18 protein-coding genes are annotated in these 17,036 nt (G+C 69.1%); 4 read left to right on the top strand and 14 right to left on the bottom strand.

From position 1 onward, the window contains the following. Window positions 1-2 precede the first annotated feature (2 nt). The 9 genes from ACXPWS_RS23130 to ACXPWS_RS23090 all read right to left on the bottom strand — a co-directional run bounded on the left by ACXPWS_RS23130 (window position 3) and on the right by ACXPWS_RS23090 (window position 8,250). A complete protein-coding gene (locus tag ACXPWS_RS23130) occupies window positions 3-1,178 on the bottom strand; it encodes an acyl-CoA dehydrogenase family protein (RefSeq protein WP_458708892.1) in 1,176 nt (391 codons plus the stop codon). A 1-nt stretch (window position 1,179) separates the two neighbouring features. Further along, window positions 1,180-2,271: an acyl-CoA dehydrogenase family protein gene (locus ACXPWS_RS23125; protein WP_458708891.1), complete on the bottom strand. Its 1,092-nt coding sequence runs from the start codon at window positions 2,269-2,271 to the stop codon at window positions 1,180-1,182. A gap of 95 nt (window positions 2,272-2,366) precedes the next feature. After that, window positions 2,367-2,741: a 4-carboxymuconolactone decarboxylase gene (gene pcaC, locus ACXPWS_RS23120; protein ID WP_458708890.1), complete on the bottom strand. Its 375-nt coding sequence runs from the start codon at window positions 2,739-2,741 to the stop codon at window positions 2,367-2,369. Further along, window positions 2,738-3,934 carry a lyase family protein gene (locus ACXPWS_RS23115; RefSeq protein WP_458708889.1) on the bottom strand — a complete coding sequence of 399 codons (1,197 nt, stop codon included), beginning with the start codon at window positions 3,932-3,934 and terminating at the stop codon, window positions 2,738-2,740. Before ACXPWS_RS23115 ends, pcaC begins: the two co-directional genes overlap by 4 nt. Further along, a complete protein-coding gene (pcaG, locus tag ACXPWS_RS23110; protein ID WP_458708888.1) occupies window positions 3,931-4,470 on the bottom strand; it encodes a protocatechuate 3,4-dioxygenase subunit alpha in 540 nt (179 codons plus the stop codon). The genes ACXPWS_RS23115 and pcaG overlap by 4 nt, the downstream gene beginning before the upstream one ends. 1 nt (window position 4,471) lies before the next feature. Further along, complete coding sequence (gene pcaH, locus ACXPWS_RS23105) at window positions 4,472-5,248, bottom strand: protocatechuate 3,4-dioxygenase subunit beta (RefSeq protein WP_458708887.1); 777 nt, start codon at window positions 5,246-5,248, stop codon at window positions 4,472-4,474. Between the two features lie 15 nt (window positions 5,249-5,263). Further along, window positions 5,264-6,598 carry an MFS transporter gene (locus ACXPWS_RS23100; RefSeq protein ID WP_458708886.1) on the bottom strand — a complete coding sequence of 445 codons (1,335 nt, stop codon included), beginning with the start codon at window positions 6,596-6,598 and terminating at the stop codon, window positions 5,264-5,266. 39 nt (window positions 6,599-6,637) lie between these two features. Continuing rightward, a complete protein-coding gene (locus tag ACXPWS_RS23095) occupies window positions 6,638-7,510 on the bottom strand; it encodes a shikimate dehydrogenase (RefSeq protein WP_458708885.1) in 873 nt (290 codons plus the stop codon). A gap of 95 nt (window positions 7,511-7,605) precedes the next feature. Then, complete coding sequence (locus ACXPWS_RS23090) at window positions 7,606-8,250, bottom strand: TetR/AcrR family transcriptional regulator (protein WP_458708884.1); 645 nt, start codon at window positions 8,248-8,250, stop codon at window positions 7,606-7,608. Between the two features lie 107 nt (window positions 8,251-8,357). Here ACXPWS_RS23090 and ACXPWS_RS23085 point away from each other — a divergent pair, with 107 nt between their 5' ends. From ACXPWS_RS23085 to ACXPWS_RS23075, 3 genes are read left to right on the top strand one after another with little or no spacing between them, the layout of a single operon-like run. Then, the gene (locus ACXPWS_RS23085) at window positions 8,358-10,130 is read left to right on the top strand and encodes a bifunctional sugar phosphate isomerase/epimerase/4-hydroxyphenylpyruvate dioxygenase family protein (protein ID WP_458708883.1); all 1,773 of its coding nucleotides are present in this window, start codon (window positions 8,358-8,360) and stop codon (window positions 10,128-10,130) included. Beyond that, entirely contained in the window at window positions 10,127-10,567 is a 441-nt protein-coding gene (gene aroQ, locus ACXPWS_RS23080; RefSeq protein ID WP_458708882.1) for a type II 3-dehydroquinate dehydratase, read from the top strand. The genes ACXPWS_RS23085 and aroQ overlap by 4 nt, the downstream gene beginning before the upstream one ends. Continuing rightward, a complete protein-coding gene (locus ACXPWS_RS23075; RefSeq protein ID WP_458708881.1) occupies window positions 10,564-10,953 on the top strand; it encodes a hypothetical protein in 390 nt (129 codons plus the stop codon). Before aroQ ends, ACXPWS_RS23075 begins: the two co-directional genes overlap by 4 nt. On the opposite strand, the gene ACXPWS_RS23070 is transcribed toward ACXPWS_RS23075, so the two are convergent. From ACXPWS_RS23070 to ACXPWS_RS23060, 3 genes are read right to left on the bottom strand one after another with little or no spacing between them, the layout of a single operon-like run. Beyond that, complete coding sequence (locus ACXPWS_RS23070; protein WP_458708880.1) at window positions 10,950-11,441, bottom strand: N-acetyltransferase family protein; 492 nt, start codon at window positions 11,439-11,441, stop codon at window positions 10,950-10,952. The genes ACXPWS_RS23075 and ACXPWS_RS23070 overlap by 4 nt on opposite strands. After that, the gene (locus tag ACXPWS_RS23065; protein ID WP_458708879.1) at window positions 11,434-12,504 is read right to left on the bottom strand and encodes an isochorismate synthase; all 1,071 of its coding nucleotides are present in this window, start codon (window positions 12,502-12,504) and stop codon (window positions 11,434-11,436) included. Before ACXPWS_RS23065 ends, ACXPWS_RS23070 begins: the two co-directional genes overlap by 8 nt. Beyond that, window positions 12,501-13,145, bottom strand: a complete 645-nt coding sequence (locus ACXPWS_RS23060; RefSeq protein WP_458708878.1) for an acid phosphatase — start codon at window positions 13,143-13,145, stop codon at window positions 12,501-12,503. Before ACXPWS_RS23060 ends, ACXPWS_RS23065 begins: the two co-directional genes overlap by 4 nt. Window positions 13,146-13,194: 49 nt before the next feature. On the opposite strand from ACXPWS_RS23060, the gene ACXPWS_RS23055 reads away from it, so the two are divergent. Then, the gene (locus ACXPWS_RS23055; protein WP_458708877.1) at window positions 13,195-13,998 is read left to right on the top strand and encodes a ParA family protein; all 804 of its coding nucleotides are present in this window, start codon (window positions 13,195-13,197) and stop codon (window positions 13,996-13,998) included. Window positions 13,999-14,029: 31 nt separating this feature from the next. Here the strand turns inward: ACXPWS_RS23055 and ACXPWS_RS23050 are convergent, their stop codons facing one another. Both ACXPWS_RS23050 and ACXPWS_RS23045 read right to left on the bottom strand, forming a co-directional pair. Continuing rightward, entirely contained in the window at window positions 14,030-15,205 is a 1,176-nt protein-coding gene (locus ACXPWS_RS23050) for an Rv3212 family protein (protein WP_458708876.1), read from the bottom strand. A gap of 99 nt (window positions 15,206-15,304) precedes the next feature. Beyond that, complete coding sequence (locus ACXPWS_RS23045) at window positions 15,305-16,828, bottom strand: DEAD/DEAH box helicase (protein ID WP_458708875.1); 1,524 nt, start codon at window positions 16,826-16,828, stop codon at window positions 15,305-15,307. Between the last annotated feature and the right edge of the window lie 208 nt (window positions 16,829-17,036).

The following is a 17,036-nucleotide window of genomic DNA, read 5'->3' as shown; positions in this document are numbered from 1 at the left end:
TGTCAGCTTCGCTTGGCTTGCCGGAACGGGATATCGCGGTCCACTTCGGGTTCCTTGGGCAGCCCCAGCACTCGCTCACCGATGATGTTGCGCTGGATCTGGTCGGTGCCACCGCCGATCGAGGTGAAGAACGCGTTGAGGGCCAGGAAGTTCACGTCATCGGCCTCGGGGTTGTCGCGGCCGGCCAGTAGCGCCTCGGCGCCGATGATCTCGGTTTTGAGGGCGGCCTCGGAATGCAGGATGCGTGACATCGCCAGCTTGCCCAGCGACATGATCGAGCTCGACGTCCCCTGGGCGGTCTCGGCCTTGGCGCGGGCATTGTTGAGCGCGTTCAGCTCTCGCAGGGCCAGCACCTCCGCCAACCGGGTTCGGATCGCGGGATCGTCGAGTCGGTCGTGGTCGCGGGCCAGTTCGATCAGACTGTCCGCGCGCGACCGGTTCCGGGAGGCGCGGCCGGCGTCACCCATCAGGGACCGCTCGTAGGCAAGTGCGGTCTGCAGCACCCGCCAGCCGTTGCCCTCGCCGCCGAGCAGATTCGCATCGGGCACCCGCGCCCCGGTCAGGAACACCTCGTTGAAATGCGACTCGCCGGTGATCTGCACCAGCGGCCGCACCTCGACACCGGATTGGCGCATCGGGATCAGGAAGAAGCTGATGCCCTTGTGCTTGGGCACATCCCAGTCGGTGCGCGCGATCAACAGCCCATACTCCGACGTCGTGGCGCCGGAGGTCCACACCTTCTGGCCGTCGATGATCCAGTCCTGGCCGTCGCGCACCGCCGTGGTGCGCACCGCGGCCAGATCCGATCCGGCTCCGGGTTCGCTGTAGAGCAGGCAGGTACGGGACCGTTCGGTCAGGAAGTCGCGCAGCAGTTCGGCTTTCAGCGCGTCACTGCCGAAGGTGAGCACCGTGTTGGCGGGGATGCTGTATTTGTCCTGCCGGGCGCCGGGGGCTTTGACCGCCCGGAACTCCTGTTCGATGACGGCGGCGCTGGCCTGCGGATAGTCGCGACCGAACCAGCGGGCCGGATAGGTGGGTACCGCGTAACCGGCGTCGAGCACCTTCTCCAGCCAGGCGATGCGCTCGGGCGAACTGACCCATGGATCGGTCGATTTGGGCAGGCCGGCCCAGTGTTCGGCCAGCCAGCCGCGCACCTCGGCGCGCAATTCGTCACTCATCTCAGGCACCTTTGCCGATCAGGTAGCGTTCGCGGAAGTGGGCGGGACTGCCCAGCAGCGGCACCCCGGTGCGCGCCCGGCGCAGGTACAGGTGCGCCGGATGCTCCCAGGTGAAGCCGATCCCGCCGTGCATCTGGATCGCCTGCATGGCCGTGGTGTGAAAGGCCTGCGCACAGGTGAAACCGGCGAGTGCTATTGCCGCAGAGCAATTCTGCGGATCGTCCTGGTACCGCGCGGCCGCGTGCTGGGCCGCCGAGGTCGCCGACTCCACCTCGAGCAGCAGGTCCGCGGCCATGTGTTTGAGGGCCTGGAAGCTGCCGATCGGGCGGCCGAACTGGATTCTGGTCTTGAGGTAGTCGACGGTGATCTCGAAGATCCGTCGTGCGCCCCCGGCCTGCTCACCGGCCAGGGCGACCACCGCATGGTCGAGTGCCCGCTGGACCGCCTCCCAGCCGGCGTCACCGAGGCGACGCGCGGGCACGCCGTCGAAGGTGAACGTGGACAGCGGCACCGTCGGGTCGAATACCGTTGCGGCAGTGCGCTGCAGGCCCGGCGCGTCCGGGGCCACCTCGAAGACACCGATGCCGTGATCGGTACGGGCGGCCACCAGCAGCACATCGGCCACCTGCCCGTGCAACACGAAGTGGGCGGAGCCGTGCAGTAGGTCGCCGTCGGTACGCACCGCCACCCCGCCGGCCGACCAGCTGCCGGTGGCCCCGGTCAGTGCCACGGTGCCGATCCGGGTGCCGTCGGCGAGCGTGGGCAGCAACCGGCGGTGGTCCGCTTCGGTGCCGGCCGCCGCGATCAACGCGACGGTGAGCACCGCGCTGGCCAGAAACGGCGCGGGGAGCAACGCCGCGCCGGTCTCCTCGGCCACCACCTCCAGTTCCCGGGCACCGAGGCCGACGCCGCCGTATGCGGGGTCCACCAGGAGACCGGCCACACCCTGGGTGGCCAGTTTGCGCCACAGGGTGCGGTCGAATCCGTCTGCGCTCTCGGTGGCGCGCCGCACGTGCGCTTCGGTGCAGTCCTCGTTCAGCAGGGCGCGCACCGCTGATCGCAGGTCGGCGCGTTCGGTCGCGCTGATCGTCATGCGTCCATGCAACGCGACCGCGGGCATGGTGTACATCACGCATTGCGACACCGACAGATTTCCGATCGGGAAACGCGCCGGTGTCCGGTCGCCCGTCAGATATCGCCTTCCTCGGCGAGCGCCCGGGACGCGACGCGGAAGGCGGTGTTGGCGTCGGGCACCCCGCAGTAGATCGCGGTCTGCAACAACAGTTCCTTGATCTCTCCGACGGTCAGCCCGTTGCGCCGGGCCGCCCGCACATGCATGGCCAACTCCTCGTGGTGGCCGCGGGCCACCAACGCGGTGAGCGTGATCAGCGAGCGGCTGCGCCGGTCCAGCCCGGGACGGGTCCAGATGTCACCCCACGCGTAGCGGGTGATCAGGTCCTGGAAGTCGGCGGTGAAATCGGTGGTGCCCGCGACGGCGCGATCCACATGCGCGTCCCCGAGCACCTCCCGGCGCACCGTCATCCCGTCCTCGTATGCGGTCATGAACCCTCTTTCAGGTAGGTGCGAGCCCGGTGCACGACGGCGTCGACGAACAGCTCCGCGGCCCCAAGATACTGCGGCGCGGGCGCGGCGCCGGTCAGTTCGGCCATGCTGCGTTGCTCGGCGTCGATGCCCTGGGCCGCCGCCAGATTCGCCGCGGCCCGATCGGTGTCCACGTGCAACCCGGCCAGCAGGTCGGCGGCCTGGGATGCCGCGGTCACGGAGCGCCGCGCCAGGATGGCCAGCGTCGCCCATTCGGCGTGCCAGCCGCCGTCGGCGCGTTCGTCGACACCGGCCGCCGACGCCGCGTGCAGGGTTGCCGCCAGCGCCGGTGCGGTCAGGGCGGTCCTGCGCAACAGCACGGTGAGCACCGGATTGTTCTTGTGCGGCATGGTCGACGAGCCGCCCCCGGAGCCCTCGGCCAACTCGCCGATCCGCACGCCGGCGGCGACGTCGTTGGCGACACGCCCGAAGGCGTCGCAGCACCCGGCCAGGGCGTCGCCGGTGGCGGTGACCACCGACCGGGTGGTGTGCCAGGGGGTGGCGGCGGCCAGGCCCAGTGCGCCGGCCCACGCGTCTGCCAGCCGGATCGCTGCCTGCGGTGAGCCGGTCAGTTCGGTGGTGGCGGCCAGCGTGCCGGCCGCGCCGCCGGCCGACACCGCCGGTGCCGCCAGCCCGTCGAGCGCCTCGGCGGAGTCCAGGACGGCCGTCAGCCAGATCGAGAACTTGCGGCCCATGGTGCCGGGTAGCGCGGGCTGGGTCAGGGTGCGGGTGAGCGTCGGTGCGTCGCGGTGCGCCGCGATCAGAGCGAGCAGGGCGTGTACGGCGGTGCCGAGGTGGCCGCGCACCGCGGTCCGCGCCTCGCGCAGGCACAGCATCAGCGCGGTGTCCAGCACGTCCTGACTGGTCAGCCCGCGGTGCACCCAACGGGCCGGTTCGGTGCCGGCGCGGGTGCGCAACAGCGCCACCAGTCCGGTGACCGGGTTGCCGTCCCGTTCCGCACCTTCGGCGATCGCGGCGATATCGGCGTCTGTGACGAGCGCGCCGAGGTCCGCGGTCGCCGCGGCCGGTGCCACACCGGATCCGACAAGTGTTGCCAGCCAGGCATTCTCGGCCGACACCAGCGCGCCGAAGAAAGCCCGCTGGCTCATGGTGTCTGCGGCCCGGTGGTCACCGGGCCAGAACAGATCGCTCACTGGCCCGGAAAACGCAGGAACACCGTCTCGTCGGCACCTTGTAGCCGGATGTCGAAACGCAGGCCCTGCTGGTCGCGCTCGGCGATCAGGGTGTGTCTGCGGTCGGCGGGCAGTCGCTCGAGTAGTGGATCCGAACCGGCGCCGGGCAGATAGGCGCGGGTGAACAACCGGTTGAGCAGGCCACGGCCGAACACCGTCACCGCGATGAACGGCGCCCGCCCCGGTTCGGTGGCGCCGGGCTCGACGGTGCTGAAGCTGAAATGGCCTTCGTCGTCGGTGGATACCCGGCCCCAGCCGGTGAACGTCCAGCCGTCGCGACGCAGTGAACCCGCGGTGTGCGGCACCCGGCCCTGCGCGTCGGCCTGCCAGATCTCCAGCAGCACATCGGGTACCGGGTTGCCCCCACCGTCGGTGACGGTGCCGTGGAACTGCACGGCGCCCGGAGACCGCGGGGGCACCAGCTCGTTGCCGCCGTCGAAGGGCAGTGCATAGCCGTAGAACGGGCCGATGGTCTGACCCGGTGTCGCTGTCAACATGTCAGGCCTCCTCGAAGGCGGTGCGCTGCGAACCGGTCAACACGATGTCCCAGCGGTAACCGGTGCACCATTCGTGGCTGGTGATGTCGTGGTCATAGCCGGCGACCAGCCGGTCCCGGGCCTTCTGGTCGGTGACCGACTGGTAGATCGGGTCCAGCGCGAACAGCGGGTCGCCGGGGAAATACATCTGGGTGATCATCCGCTGGGTGAAATCGGTTCCGAACAGCGAGAAGTGGATATGCGCCGGCCGCCACGCGTTGTGGTGGTTCTTCCACGGATACGGGCCCGGCTTGATGGTGGTGAAACGGTAGCCACCGTCGTCATCGGTGAGGCAGCGGCCCGCACCGGTGAAGTTGGGATCGAGCGGCGCGTGATGCTGGTCGCGTTTGTGGATATAGCGGCCCGCGGAGTTGGCCTGCCAGATCTCGACCAGCTGGCGGCGTACCGGCCGGCCCGCACCGTCGACGATGCGTCCGGTCACCACGATCCGCTCGCCGATCGGATCGCCGCTGTGCTGGATGGTCAGATCGGATTCGAGCGGGTGTACGTCCCGGGCGCCGAAGGCGGGCGCCCACAACTCGACGGTCTCGGGGTCGGCGTGGTGCAGGTCCTTGGTGGGATGGCGCAGCAGGCTGCTGCGGTAGGGCGGGTAGTCCAGCCGGGGCTGGGTCTCCTCGGCGCCGGACTGCAGGTAGTCGGTTTCGATGGCGGCGATTTCGGCGTTGATCGCGGACTGGCTCGCCGTGGCGCTGTCCGGATTGGTGTCGATCACGGTCATGGCAGGCTCCTGGGATCAGTGGCGGACGAGTTCGCCGGCGGGCGCCCGGTGACCGAGCAATTCGGTGGGCACATCGCGGGTTTCGGGTGCGGTGAGCGCCGCGGCGGCGGCGATCAGGCAGACCACGCCGGTGAAGATGCTGATGACCACCCAGCCGCCGTCGCGGACGCCGCCGAGGGCGGTCACGATCGTCGGGGCGAAGCCTGCGACCAGGAAGCCCAGCTGGGTGCCGATCGCGACACCGGAGAAGCGCACCGGGGTGGCGAACATCTCGCCGTAGAAGGACGGCCACACCGCGTTGGCGGCGGCGTAGCCGAACGAGAAGGTGGCCACCGCCAGAGCGAAGGTCAGCAGTTCGTTGCCGCCGCTCATCGACAGCATGTAGAAGGGCATCAGCACCGCCGAGGACAGCGCGCCGTAGATGAACACCGGCTTTCGGCCCACGCGGTCGGCGAGCTTGCCGAACAGCGGCTGGGTGGCCAGGGCGACGACGTTGGCCACTACCACCAGCCACAGGGTGATGTCGGCGGGTAGGCCGACCTGTTTGCCGTAAGCGATGGCCAGGTTGCCGAACACCGTGGAGACGGCCGCGATGAAGGCGCAGAAGATGACCCGGAGTACATCGGCCCAGTGGTTGCGCAACAACGGGATCAACGGCATCCGCGCGATGGTTCCGGCGGCCTTGGCCTCGGTGAATTGCGGGGTCTCGTGCAGCCGGCGGCGGATGAAGTACGCCACCACGACCACCACGGCGCTCAGCCAGAACGGAATCCGCCAGCCCCAGCTGTATTTGTCCTCATCGGGCAGTGAGACGAACGGGATGAGGACCAGCGAGGCCAGGATCAGTCCACCCTGGGTGCCGGTCAGCGTCCACGACGTGTAGTAGGCGCGTTGGTCGTCGGGGGAGTGTTCCAGGGTCAGCGAGCTGGCGCCGGCCTGCTCACCGGCAGCCGAAAAACCTTGCATCAGACGGCAGATGACCAACAGTGCGGGTGCGGCCCAGCCGATGGTGGCGAAGGTGGGCAGGCAACCGATGAGAAAGGTGGACAGGCCCATCAGCACCAGGGTGAACATCAGCACCTTCTGCCTGCCGATGCGGTCACCGAAGTGGCCCAGGATGAACGCGCCGACGGGACGGGCCACGTAGGCGAATCCGAAGGTGGCGAACGACATCACCAGCGCCGCGTCATCGCCGGAGGGGAAGAACACGTGCGGGAAGATCAGCGCCGCGGCCGACCCGAACAGGAAGAAGTCGTAGTACTCGACGGCACTGCCCATGAAACTGGCCACGGCGGCCCGCCGCGGTGTGCGGCCCGTCGTCGGCCCGGGCGGATGTGCGGTGGTGGTCATGGGTTCTCCTTTGAACGAATTATGTTGGGCTGAAGACTTTTACGCGACGAGATTGCGAAAATGACGGGACATCCTGGCGGCATCCGGGCTGATCCCGGTGATCAGGGCGAAGGCGTCGACGGCTTGGTGTACCGCCATGTGTCCACCGTCGAGCGTGCGGCAGCCCGCGGCCCGGGCGGCCTTCAGCAGGGCGGTCTCCAGCGGGCGGTAGACGATGTCGGCCACCCAGAGGCCGGGGTGCAGCATGGCGGTGTCGAACGCGACGCCGGGGTGGTCGGCCATCCCGGTGGGGGTGGCGTGCACGACGCCGTGGGCCTCGGGAAGCAGCACCGACAGCTTGTCGAACGAGGAGGCGTCGACATGGGTCCGTGGGTGGCGGACGGCCAGGTCGCCGGCCAGGGCGGTGGCCCGGTCCTCGTCGAGGTCGACGACGGTCAGATGACCGGCGCCGAGATTCAGCAGGGCCGCGGCGACCGCGGTACCCGCTCCACCGGCGCCCAGCAGAACCACCCGACCGGTCGCCGCCTCGGGCAGTCCCTCGGTGAATCCGTGCGCGAATCCGGTGATATCGGTGTTGTGTCCCAAGGCTTTCCCGTCCCGGAACAGCACCGTGTTGACAGCGCCCAGGGTGCGGGCGGTGTCATCGACGGCATCGAGGTGCGCGACCGCCAGCTGTTTGCACGGGTGGGTGATGTTGAGGGCGTCGTAGCCGAGGGTCTGCGCCCACTTGAGCACCTCGCCGATATCTTCGGGGGCCAGGCCCAGCGCATCGAGGTCGAGCGTCCGGTAGACGTAGTCCAGTCCTTGCGCCCGGCCTTCGGCCATGTGCAGATCCGGGGTGAGTGACGGGCCGACGCCGGTGCCGACCAGCCCGACGAGGTAGGGGCGGCGATGGAAGGGCGCGATGCTCATCTGCTCTCGATTCGTAATGTACGAACTAGTACGTTCGTAAAGTAGAGCACTGTGCCGCGCGTCGCGTCAAGAATGAAATGTGAGCTGGGTCTCGGTCAGGGTCGGCTGGTCAGCCAGCCGACCACCACGTCGCCGATCATCCGGCGCAGATGCGCCCGTTGCGACGTCTCGGCCAGGTCGATGTCGAACAGATAGCCGAAGGTGTACCGGTTGGCCACCTGGAACACGCAATACGAGCTGATCACCAGGTGTACGTCCAGGGCGTGTACGTCCTCGCGGAACGCCCCGGCGGCGCGGCCGTCACGCAGGATGTCGTCCAGTAGGGAGGTGGCGGGGCGGGACAGTTCGGGCAGTTCCCGCAATTGCCGGATGAATTCACCCCGGTGGATGTTCTCGATCGAGACCAGCCGGATGAATGCGTCATGGGCGATGTGGTGGTCGAAGGTGACCTCGGCCAGCCGGCGGATGGCCTCGACCGGGTTGGTGTGGTCGACGCGCAACTTCTGCTCGGCATCGCGGATACCGCGGTAGGCGTTCTCCAGAACGGCCAGGTAAAGCTGCTCTTTGCCGCCGAAGTAGTAGTAGATCATCCGCTTGGTGGTGCGGGTGCGCTCGGCGATCTCGTCCACTCTGGCGCCCGAGTAGCCGGACTCGGCGAACACCTCGGTGGCCACCGCCAGCAGGTCCGCGCGCGTGCGTTCGGCATCGCGCTGCAGATCTGCTTTGGGCTTGGCGGCCATGTCGGCAGAGCTTACTGGGGAGCGGGCCGGGATCACGGTAGCGCTATCGCCTCAATTAACTATTTGGTACATTGGCGTCAGGAGTGGTCCCCGTCACAGGAGGAATGATGAAGACGTCGATCGCCACGGTCTCGCTGTCCGGGTCGCTCGTGGAGAAACTGCACGCGTGTGCCGCGGCAGGTTTCGACGGTGTGGAGATCTTCGAACCCGACCTGATCGCCGGTGATCACTCGCCGGAGGAGATCCGGCAGCTGGCCCGCAGGCTGGGGTTGTCCCTGGACCTCTACCAGCCGCTGCGCGACCTGGAAGGGGTCGACGAGACGGTCTTCGCCGACAATCTGCGCCGGGCCGGGGCCACCTTCGCCACCGCGCAGCGATTGGGCATCGGCACAGTGCTGGTGTGCAGCAATGTGGCCACCGCGACCGTCGACTCCGACGAGGTCTCGGCGGATCAACTGCGCAGGGTCGGCGAGCTGGCCGCCGGGTACGGCATCAGGATCGCGTTCGAAGCCCTGGCCTGGGGTCGCTACATCGACGACTACCGCCGCGCCTGGCGGGTCGTCGAACTCGCCGCCCACCCGAATGTCGGTGTGTGCCTTGACAGTTTCCATGTGCTGTCCCGCGGGCACGATCCATCGGCGATCGAGGACATTCCCGGCCACAAGATCTTCTACCTGCAACTGGCCGACGCGCCGGCACTGACCATGGACGTGCTGTCCTGGAGCCGGCACCACCGGCTGTTCCCGGGCGAGGGGTCATTCGACCTGGCCGGCTTCGTCGGCCACACGCTGGCCGCCGGCTACTCCGGGCCGCTGTCGCTGGAGGTGTTCAACGACACCTTCCGCCAGACCGATCCCGGGCACACCGCGGTGCACGCGCTGCGCTCGCTGGTCTGGCTGCAAGACCAGGTGTCGCACACGCTCACCGACGCCAAGCCGCCGACCGGATTCGACTTCGTGGAGATCAAGGCCGAGGACACCAGCGAGGTGGAGGTACTACTGCACCAGCTCGGTTTCACCCCGCGGGGACGGCACCGCACCAAACCGGTCTCGCTGTGGTCGGCCGGGCACGCCCGGGTGGTGCTCAACGAGCAACAGGCCCGAGACCAGGTGCCCCACGTCGCCGCCATCGGGCTGCAGGTGCCCGACGCCGACGCGACGAGCCGGCGCGCCGCCGAACTGATGGCACCGATCGCCTACCGCCGCACCTACGCCGCCGAGCAGCCGTTCGGCGCCGCCGTGGCACCCGACGGCACAGAACTGTTCTGGACCAACGAGCCGGACTGGATCGCCGAGTTCGAACGCGGTGTGCCGCAAGGCGCCAGCCCCGTCGCGGTGATCGACCACGTCAACCTCACCCAGCCGTGGCAGACCGCCGAGGATGCGGTGCTGTTCTGGACCAGCGTGTTCGGGCTGAGCGCGGGGCAGCCGGCCGAGGTGCCCGGCCCCAGCGGGCTGGTCCGCAGTCAGGTCATGCACAACGCCGACAAATCCGTGCGCCTGCCGCTGAACGTGGCACCGCACATCCTCGACGGTGCCGGGCTGCCGCAGCACATCGCGTTCGCCTGCACCGACGTGGTGGCCCTGGCCCGGTCGGCGCAGGCCGCGGGACTGCAGTTCCTGACGGTGCCGGACAACTACTACGACTACCTGGCCGGGCGCTTCGGGCTGGACGACGCCTCGGTCTCCGAGTTGCGTGAGCTCAACCTGCTCTACGACCGGTCCCCGCTCGGTCATTTCATTCACTTCTACACCCGCACCGTCGGCACCGTGTTCCTGGAATTCGTGCAGCGCTTCGGCGGCTACGACGGCTACGGCACCGACAACGCGCCGGTGCGCCTCGCCGCGCAGCGCGGCCGCCTCGGTACCGTACGGACGTGACCCAACGCGTACTGCTGCTCGTCAACGGGCCCAACCTGAACCTGCTGGGCACCCGGCAGCCGGAGGTGTACGGCGCCACCACGCTGGCCGAGATCGAGGCCGCGGTGACGGCACTGGCCGCCGAACTCGGGTTCGCGGTGCGCGCGGTGCAAAGCAATCACGAGGGCGCCCTGATCGACGCCATCCACGCGGCCCGCACCGAATGCGCAGGCATCATCATCAATCCCGGTGCCTACAGCCACACCTCGATCGCCATCCGGGACGCACTGTCCTCGGTCGACCTGCCGGTGGTGGAGGTGCATCTGAGCAATATCCATGCCCGCGAAGAATTCCGGCACCACTCGTTCGTGTCGGCGGTGGCCGAGGTGGTCATCGCCGGCGCCGGCCCCGCCGGTTACGAATACGCGGTGCGCCATCTCGCCGGCAAGCTGACATGAGCCTGCAGCCTCCGATCGTCCGCTACGCGGGCTTCCTGGTGGCCGCCGAAGCGGCGGCCGCACTCGTCGTCGCCGTCGTGCTGGCGATACTGGCCTCCGGCGGCACCGACAAGCACGCCCAGGGATTCAACTCCTATGGCACCGCCGGCTGGTTCGCCATCATGGGCGCCGGCCTGCTGGCCGGCGGCTGGGCATTGATCACCGGCAGGCGCTGGGGGCGCGGTATCGGCGTGTTCGCCAACCTGCTGCTGCTCGGCGTGGCGTGGTACCTGTTCACCTCGCACCAGATGGCCTACGGGATCGCGGTCACGCTGCTGGCGTTACTCACCCTGGGCATGTTGTTCAGCCCGTCGGCGGTGCACTGGACCACCGGACGGGACGACTAACTCGCCGGGCTCTCGGCGGCCAGTGCCGTCAGTTCCGGGCCGGACACCCGGTAGGTGGTCCACTGCGTCTGTGGATTGCCGCCGACGGCGTCGTACAGCGCGATGGCGTTGACGTTCCAGTTCAGCACCGCCCACGACAGCCGGGTCCCGCCGCGGCGCACGCACTCATCGGCCAAGGTGGCCAACAACTTCCGGGCCAGGCCGCGACGCCGGAACGCCGGGCGCACGAACAGATCCTCCAGATAGATCCCGGTGACACCGTCCCAGGTGGAGAAGTTCAGGAACCACACCGCGGTGGCCGCGGCCTGGCCGTCGACCTCGACCACATGCGCGTACGCCACCGGCTCCGGACCGAAAAGTGCCTTTTGCAAGTGTGTTTCGGTGACGGTGCACTCGTCGGCGGCGTTTTCGAACTCGGCGAGCTCCCGGATCATCCCGACGATCTCGGGCTCGTCGCCGGGCCGGGCCCAACGGATCGACTCACTCATTCTGTGCTCCCAGTCCTGTCAGGATCGTCCGGAATTTGGTGGTGGTCTCGTCGACTTCGTCGTCCGGGTCGGATTCGGCGACGATTCCGCCACCGGCATGCGCCAGTGCCGTGCGCCCGTCCGGGGAGAGCACCGCGCAGCGGATCGACACCACCCACCGGCCGTCGCCGCGGGCATCGCACCAGCCGATCGCACCCGCATAGAAACCGCGATCGCCCTCCAGTTCGGCGATCAAAGCGGCCGCGGCATCGGTGGGCACCCCTCCCACGGCAGGGGTCGGGTGCAGTGCAAGCGCGAGATCCAGTGCGGTCGTGCCCCTTTCGCGCAGCCTGCCCCGGATGGGGGTGCTCAGGTGCCACAGCGCGTCGGTGCTGTGCAACTCCGGTTCGGCGGCGATCTGCAGATCCACACACAACGGGTCCAGCGCCGTGCGCATCGCGTCGACGACGAACGCGTGTTCCCGGCGATTCTTCTCCGACGCCGCAAGCCCCGCCGCGTTGGCGGCGTCGACGGCAGGGTCCGCCGACCGCGGGGCCGATCCGGCGAAAGGCTGACAGATCACTGACTCGCCCACCCGCGCCACCAGCAGTTCGGGGCTGGCGCCTACCAGGGTGCCCGCCGAACCCAACTCCGCCAGATACACGGTGGCGGCCGGATCGGCGGCGGCCAGCCGGCGCAGCACCGAGCGCGGATCCCAGCTGCCGTCCGCGGTCAGTTTCAACGCACGGGCCAGCACCACTTTGTCCAGGGCCGACTCCCGCAGCCTGCGCACGGCTTCGGTGATCCTGGCGCGGTGCACGGCGCCGGTCGGCAACGTCTCGCGGGAACGCACCGCAGGGGCCGCGGCCACCGGCCAGTCCGGCAGCCCACTCGCGAACTCCACCCGCTGCGGGGTGAACAGCGCCGCAGGTGCGCTCAGGTCAAAAGGCAAGGCTCCCAAAACAATAGAAGCCTCACCGGCCCGCAGTGCCCGCTGCGCGCCGGAGATCTGGGGGTAGCGGCGGGTGACGCCGTCGGCCAGCACGGTGCCCGACGGGCCGGACAGCACGAACGTCGGCGTCACGCCGGCAGGCACGGGTTGACATGCCCGGTCAGGCCAAGTGCGGTGATCTGGCGCATGCCGTGCTCGAAACCGCACACCGCGATCGAGGCTGCCGCCATGGACAACCGGATGCCCTCGGAGACCGGCAGTTCGATCCACCGGGTCAGCATGGAGCGGGAGAAGTGCCCGTGCCCGACGAACACCACATCGCGGTCGGCCATGTTCGCCAGCGCCAAATCCACCGCCGCGTCGGCCCGGGCGGTGATGTCTGCCACGGTCTCGCCGCCCGGGCACGGATGGGTCCACACCGTCCAGCCCGGCACGGTCTGCCGGATCTCCGGTGTGGTGAGTCCCTCGTAGTCGCCGTAGTCCCACTCGGCCAGCAGCGGAGTGACTTCGTCGACGGTCAGCCCGGCCAGTTCCGCGGTCACCAGCGCCCGCGTGCGTGGACTGCTCACCACCAGCGGATCGCGCAGTTGGAGATCTCTCAACGCCTCGGCGGCGAGCTGGGCCTGTTGGCGCCCGGTGTCGGTGAGTTCGAGGTCGGTGCGGCCGGTGTGCTTGCCGCTCTTGGACCATTCGGTCTCGCCGTGCCGAAGCAGGAACAGCCGGTGCCGCTGGACACCGACTTCGGGTGCAGCGGAGCGACGGGGGAGATCCACGGGCCGATTCTGCCCCACGCCCGGCCATGGGGGACGCGCGCGTGCTTGGATGGGCGGTGTGACGCGAGTACTAGCGGTCGCCAATCAAAAGGGTGGGGTAGCCAAGACGACGACGGTGGCGTCCCTGGGCGCTGCTTTCGTCGAGCTGAAGCAGCGGGTGCTGCTGGTCGACCTGGACCCGCAGGGCTGTCTGACGTTCTCGCTGGGCCAGGATCCCGACGACCTGGTGGTCTCGGTGCACGAGGTGCTGCTCGGTGACGTGGAGCCCAACGCCGCGTTGGTGACCACGGCCGAGGGCATGACGGTGCTGCCGGCCAATATCGATCTGGCCGGCGCCGAGGCGATGCTGCTGATGCGGGCCGGCCGCGAGTACGCGCTCAAACGCGCGCTGGCCAAGATCAATGACCAGTTCGACGTCGTGGTCATCGACTGCCCGCCGTCGCTGGGGGTGCTGACCCTCAACGGGCTGACCGCCGCAGATGAGGTGATCGTGCCGCTGCAGTGCGAAACCCTGGCGCACCGCGGTGTCGGGCAGTTCCTGCGCACCATCGACGACGTCCAGCAGATCACCAACCCCGATCTCAAGCTGCTCGGTGCGTTACCCACCCTGTACGACTCGCGGACCACGCACAGTCGCGATGTGCTCTTCGACGTCGTCGACCGGTACAACCTGCCGGTGCTGGCGCCGCCCATTCCACGGACGGTGCGTTTCGCCGAGGCCACCGCCTCCGGCGCGTCGGTGCTGAAGGGCCGAAAGAACAAGGGTGCCAACGCTTATCGCGAACTGGCCGGCGCGCTGCTGCGGCACTGGAAATCGGGCAAGGCGCTGGCCACCTTCACCCCGGAGCTCTGAGGGCTCCCGGGGCGCTCAGCGTCCCTTGGGATCAGCCGAGCGCCACCACGGTGCCGCCGCGCTGCTCCAGCAGCGTCGACCCGGCCACCGCCGGGATCACCGGGTCCGGTGACGCCGGACGCTTGAGCCCGACATGGCGCACGCCGGCACCGGTGTCCGGGTTGAACACGTCGTAACCCGAGGTGACCGGCACCAGCAGCTCACCGGCCATCATGGTGGCCGGCCCGACCGGCGCGTCGGTACCCGACGGTGCCACCGTGTACTTGTAGCGCAGGTGGTTGGCGTCGAAGACCAGCACCGAATCGCCGGTCCACCAGGTGACCAGGTCACCGGCGTGCGACGTCGCGGACTGGGCGGACACCGGTTTGGGCAGCAGGGTGCTCGCGGTGACCGTGCCGGTGTCGTCGACGACGTTGACGGTGGGTTTGGGGGTCGGGACGTATACCGCGGTGGTGGTATCGGACACCGCGATCACCCGGGCGTCGGAGTCGACCGAGACGCCGGGCTGCTGCTGGAATTTGGTGGTCGGGGAGTCCTCTTCGTCCGAGGCCGTCAGCAGTGACAGGCGCATGTCGGCCTGGTTCGGGCAGGCCTCCAGCACGGACACCTGCGCCGAGCTGGCCGCGGCGGACACCAGCCGGCACAGCGGGTCCTGCGGGACGTCGGGTTTGATCCGGGCGTCCAGCGCCCCCCAGCTGAGCATGCGCACCATGTCCGAGCGCCACTGCTCCAGGCGGCTGTCGCCGGCCGACAACACCGTGCTGCCGTCCGAGGACAGCGTGACCTCGGGGTCGGCGTAGGCGGTCCGGGTGGGGCCACGGCGCCCGGACTGGGCGTCGATGGTGCTCACCTGTCCGCAGCCCCGCTTGTCCGGGTACACCGCGACGGCGTACTGGTACACCCAGGTGACTCCGCACAGGTCGATATCGCGGGCGAACGTCCACAGCGGCGCACCGCCGGCCGGGTCATGCCCGGTCACGGTGGCGCCGTCGCCGGTGACCACGGCACCGGCCACCACCAGCGGCTGGGTCGTCTTGGCGCTCGGTGCCGACCAGAGTTCGTGCAGTGAATCCGGAACTTTGGTGGCGGGTTTGAGGGTCGGCACCGGTGTGGTGGCGGGCCTGCTGATCGTGGCCCGCGCGTCGCTGGTCCACCAGATCAGCGCGGCCACCACCGCCACCACCACCGCGATCGCCGCGGCTGCCACCAGGTCGCCGCGGGTGCGGCGTTCCGGCGGGCAGGAGCGAAGCGACCGGGGGGTCAATCGCGGCGGGCAGGAGCGAAGCGACCGGGGGAGTCCGGGCATTTAGCCGGCCGCGGGGGTGGCGGCCTTGCGGGGACGACGGCGACGCCGGCGCTTGGGTGCGCCGCCACCTTCGCCGGTACCGTCTCCGGCGGCCTCACCCTTGCTGCCGAGTTCGGCGTCGGCGATCTCGGTCAGTGCGGCGCCGTCCACCTGCTCGGGGTGGCCGCTGGCACCGCCGCCGCGGGTGCGCTGGCGGGTGCGGGTGCGGGCCGGGCGTTCGGACCGCTCCGCCCGCTCGCCGTTCTCGTCGCTGCGCGCCTTGGGCTTGCGCGCCACGGCGATCGAACCCGTCGCACCGGCGGGAATCTTCAGCTCTTCGTAGAGATGCGGCGAGTTGGAATAGGTTTCGGCGGGATCGGGGGTGTCGAGTCCCAGAGCCTTGTCGATCATCGTCCACCGGGGCAGTTCGTCCCAGTCGACCAGGGTGACCGCGATACCGGTCTTGCCCGCGCGCCCGGTCCGGCCGATGCGGTGCACGTAGGCCTGCTCGTCCTCGGGGATCTGGTAGTTGATGACGTGGGTGATGTCGTCGATGTCGATACCGCGGGCAGCGACATCGGTGGCGACCAGCACGTCGACCTCACCGGTGCGGAAAGCCTTGAGCGCCTTCTCGCGTGCGATCTGGCCGAGATCACCGTGCACGGCGCCGACCTTGAAGCCACGCTCGGCGAGCTCGTCGGCGACCTTCTGCGCGGTGCGCTTGGTGCGGGTGAAGATCATGGTCGCCCCGCGGCCCTCGGCCTGCAGGATGCGGGCCACCATCTCCACCTTGTCCAGCGCGTGGGCGCGGTAGGCGAACTGCTCGGTGGTGTCGTGGGTCTGGGAGGACTGCGGAGCCTCGGCCCGGATGTGGGTCGGCTGGTTCATGAAGGTGCGCGCCAGCGTGATGATCGGGCCCGGCATGGTCGCCGAGAACAGCATCGACTGCCGGTCACCGGGGGTCAGCCGCAGGATGCGCTCGATATCGGGCAGGAAGCCCAGGTCGAGCATTTCGTCGGCCTCGTCGAGCACCAGCACCGACAGGCTGCCCAGCTGCAGGTGGCCCTGCTGCGCCAGGTCGAGCAGCCGGCCCGGGGTGCCGACGACGACGTCGACGCCCTTGCGCAGCGCCTCGATCTGGGGCTCGTAGGGGCGCCCGCCGTAGATGGAGGTCACGACGAACTTGCGGTCGGCGTGGCCTTCCACGTCGTCGGCGCGCAGATACTTCGACGCCAGCTCCAGGTCGCTGTAGACCTGCAGACAGAGTTCACGGGTGGGCACCACGATGAGGGCGCGCGGGGTGCCGTTGAGCGGGCGGCCGCCGTCGCTGGTGATCCGGTGCAGCAGCGGGACGCCGAAGGCGAGGGTCTTGCCCATGCCGGTGCGGGCCTGGCCGATCAGGTCGTCGCCGGCCAGCGCGAGCGGCAGGGTCAGCTCCTGGATGGCGAAGGCGTGTTCCTTGCCGGTTTCGGCAAGGGCGCGCACGATCTCTTCGCGTACGCCGAGTTCGGCAAAAGTATGGGTTTTGGTGGTCAAAGCGGTCATATGGGGTTCGGCAGCACCTTGGCCGCCTTACTGCCTTTCGTGGTCGTTCCTCGTCGCGTATGTCGTCACGCGCGCACGAAGATGACGAGAAAGCGGTCGCTTCTCCCCGGGATGGGGTGATGTCAGCCCGCTGGGCCTTGCCCGTCTGATGGGCCGGCCGAACCACGTGCACGCACATTGCCTAGGCGGCGGCATCGGTATCCGGCCT

This window comes from Mycobacterium sp. BMJ-28 (assembly GCF_054404835.1).
This window is presented reverse-complemented; position numbering and strand designations above follow the sequence as displayed.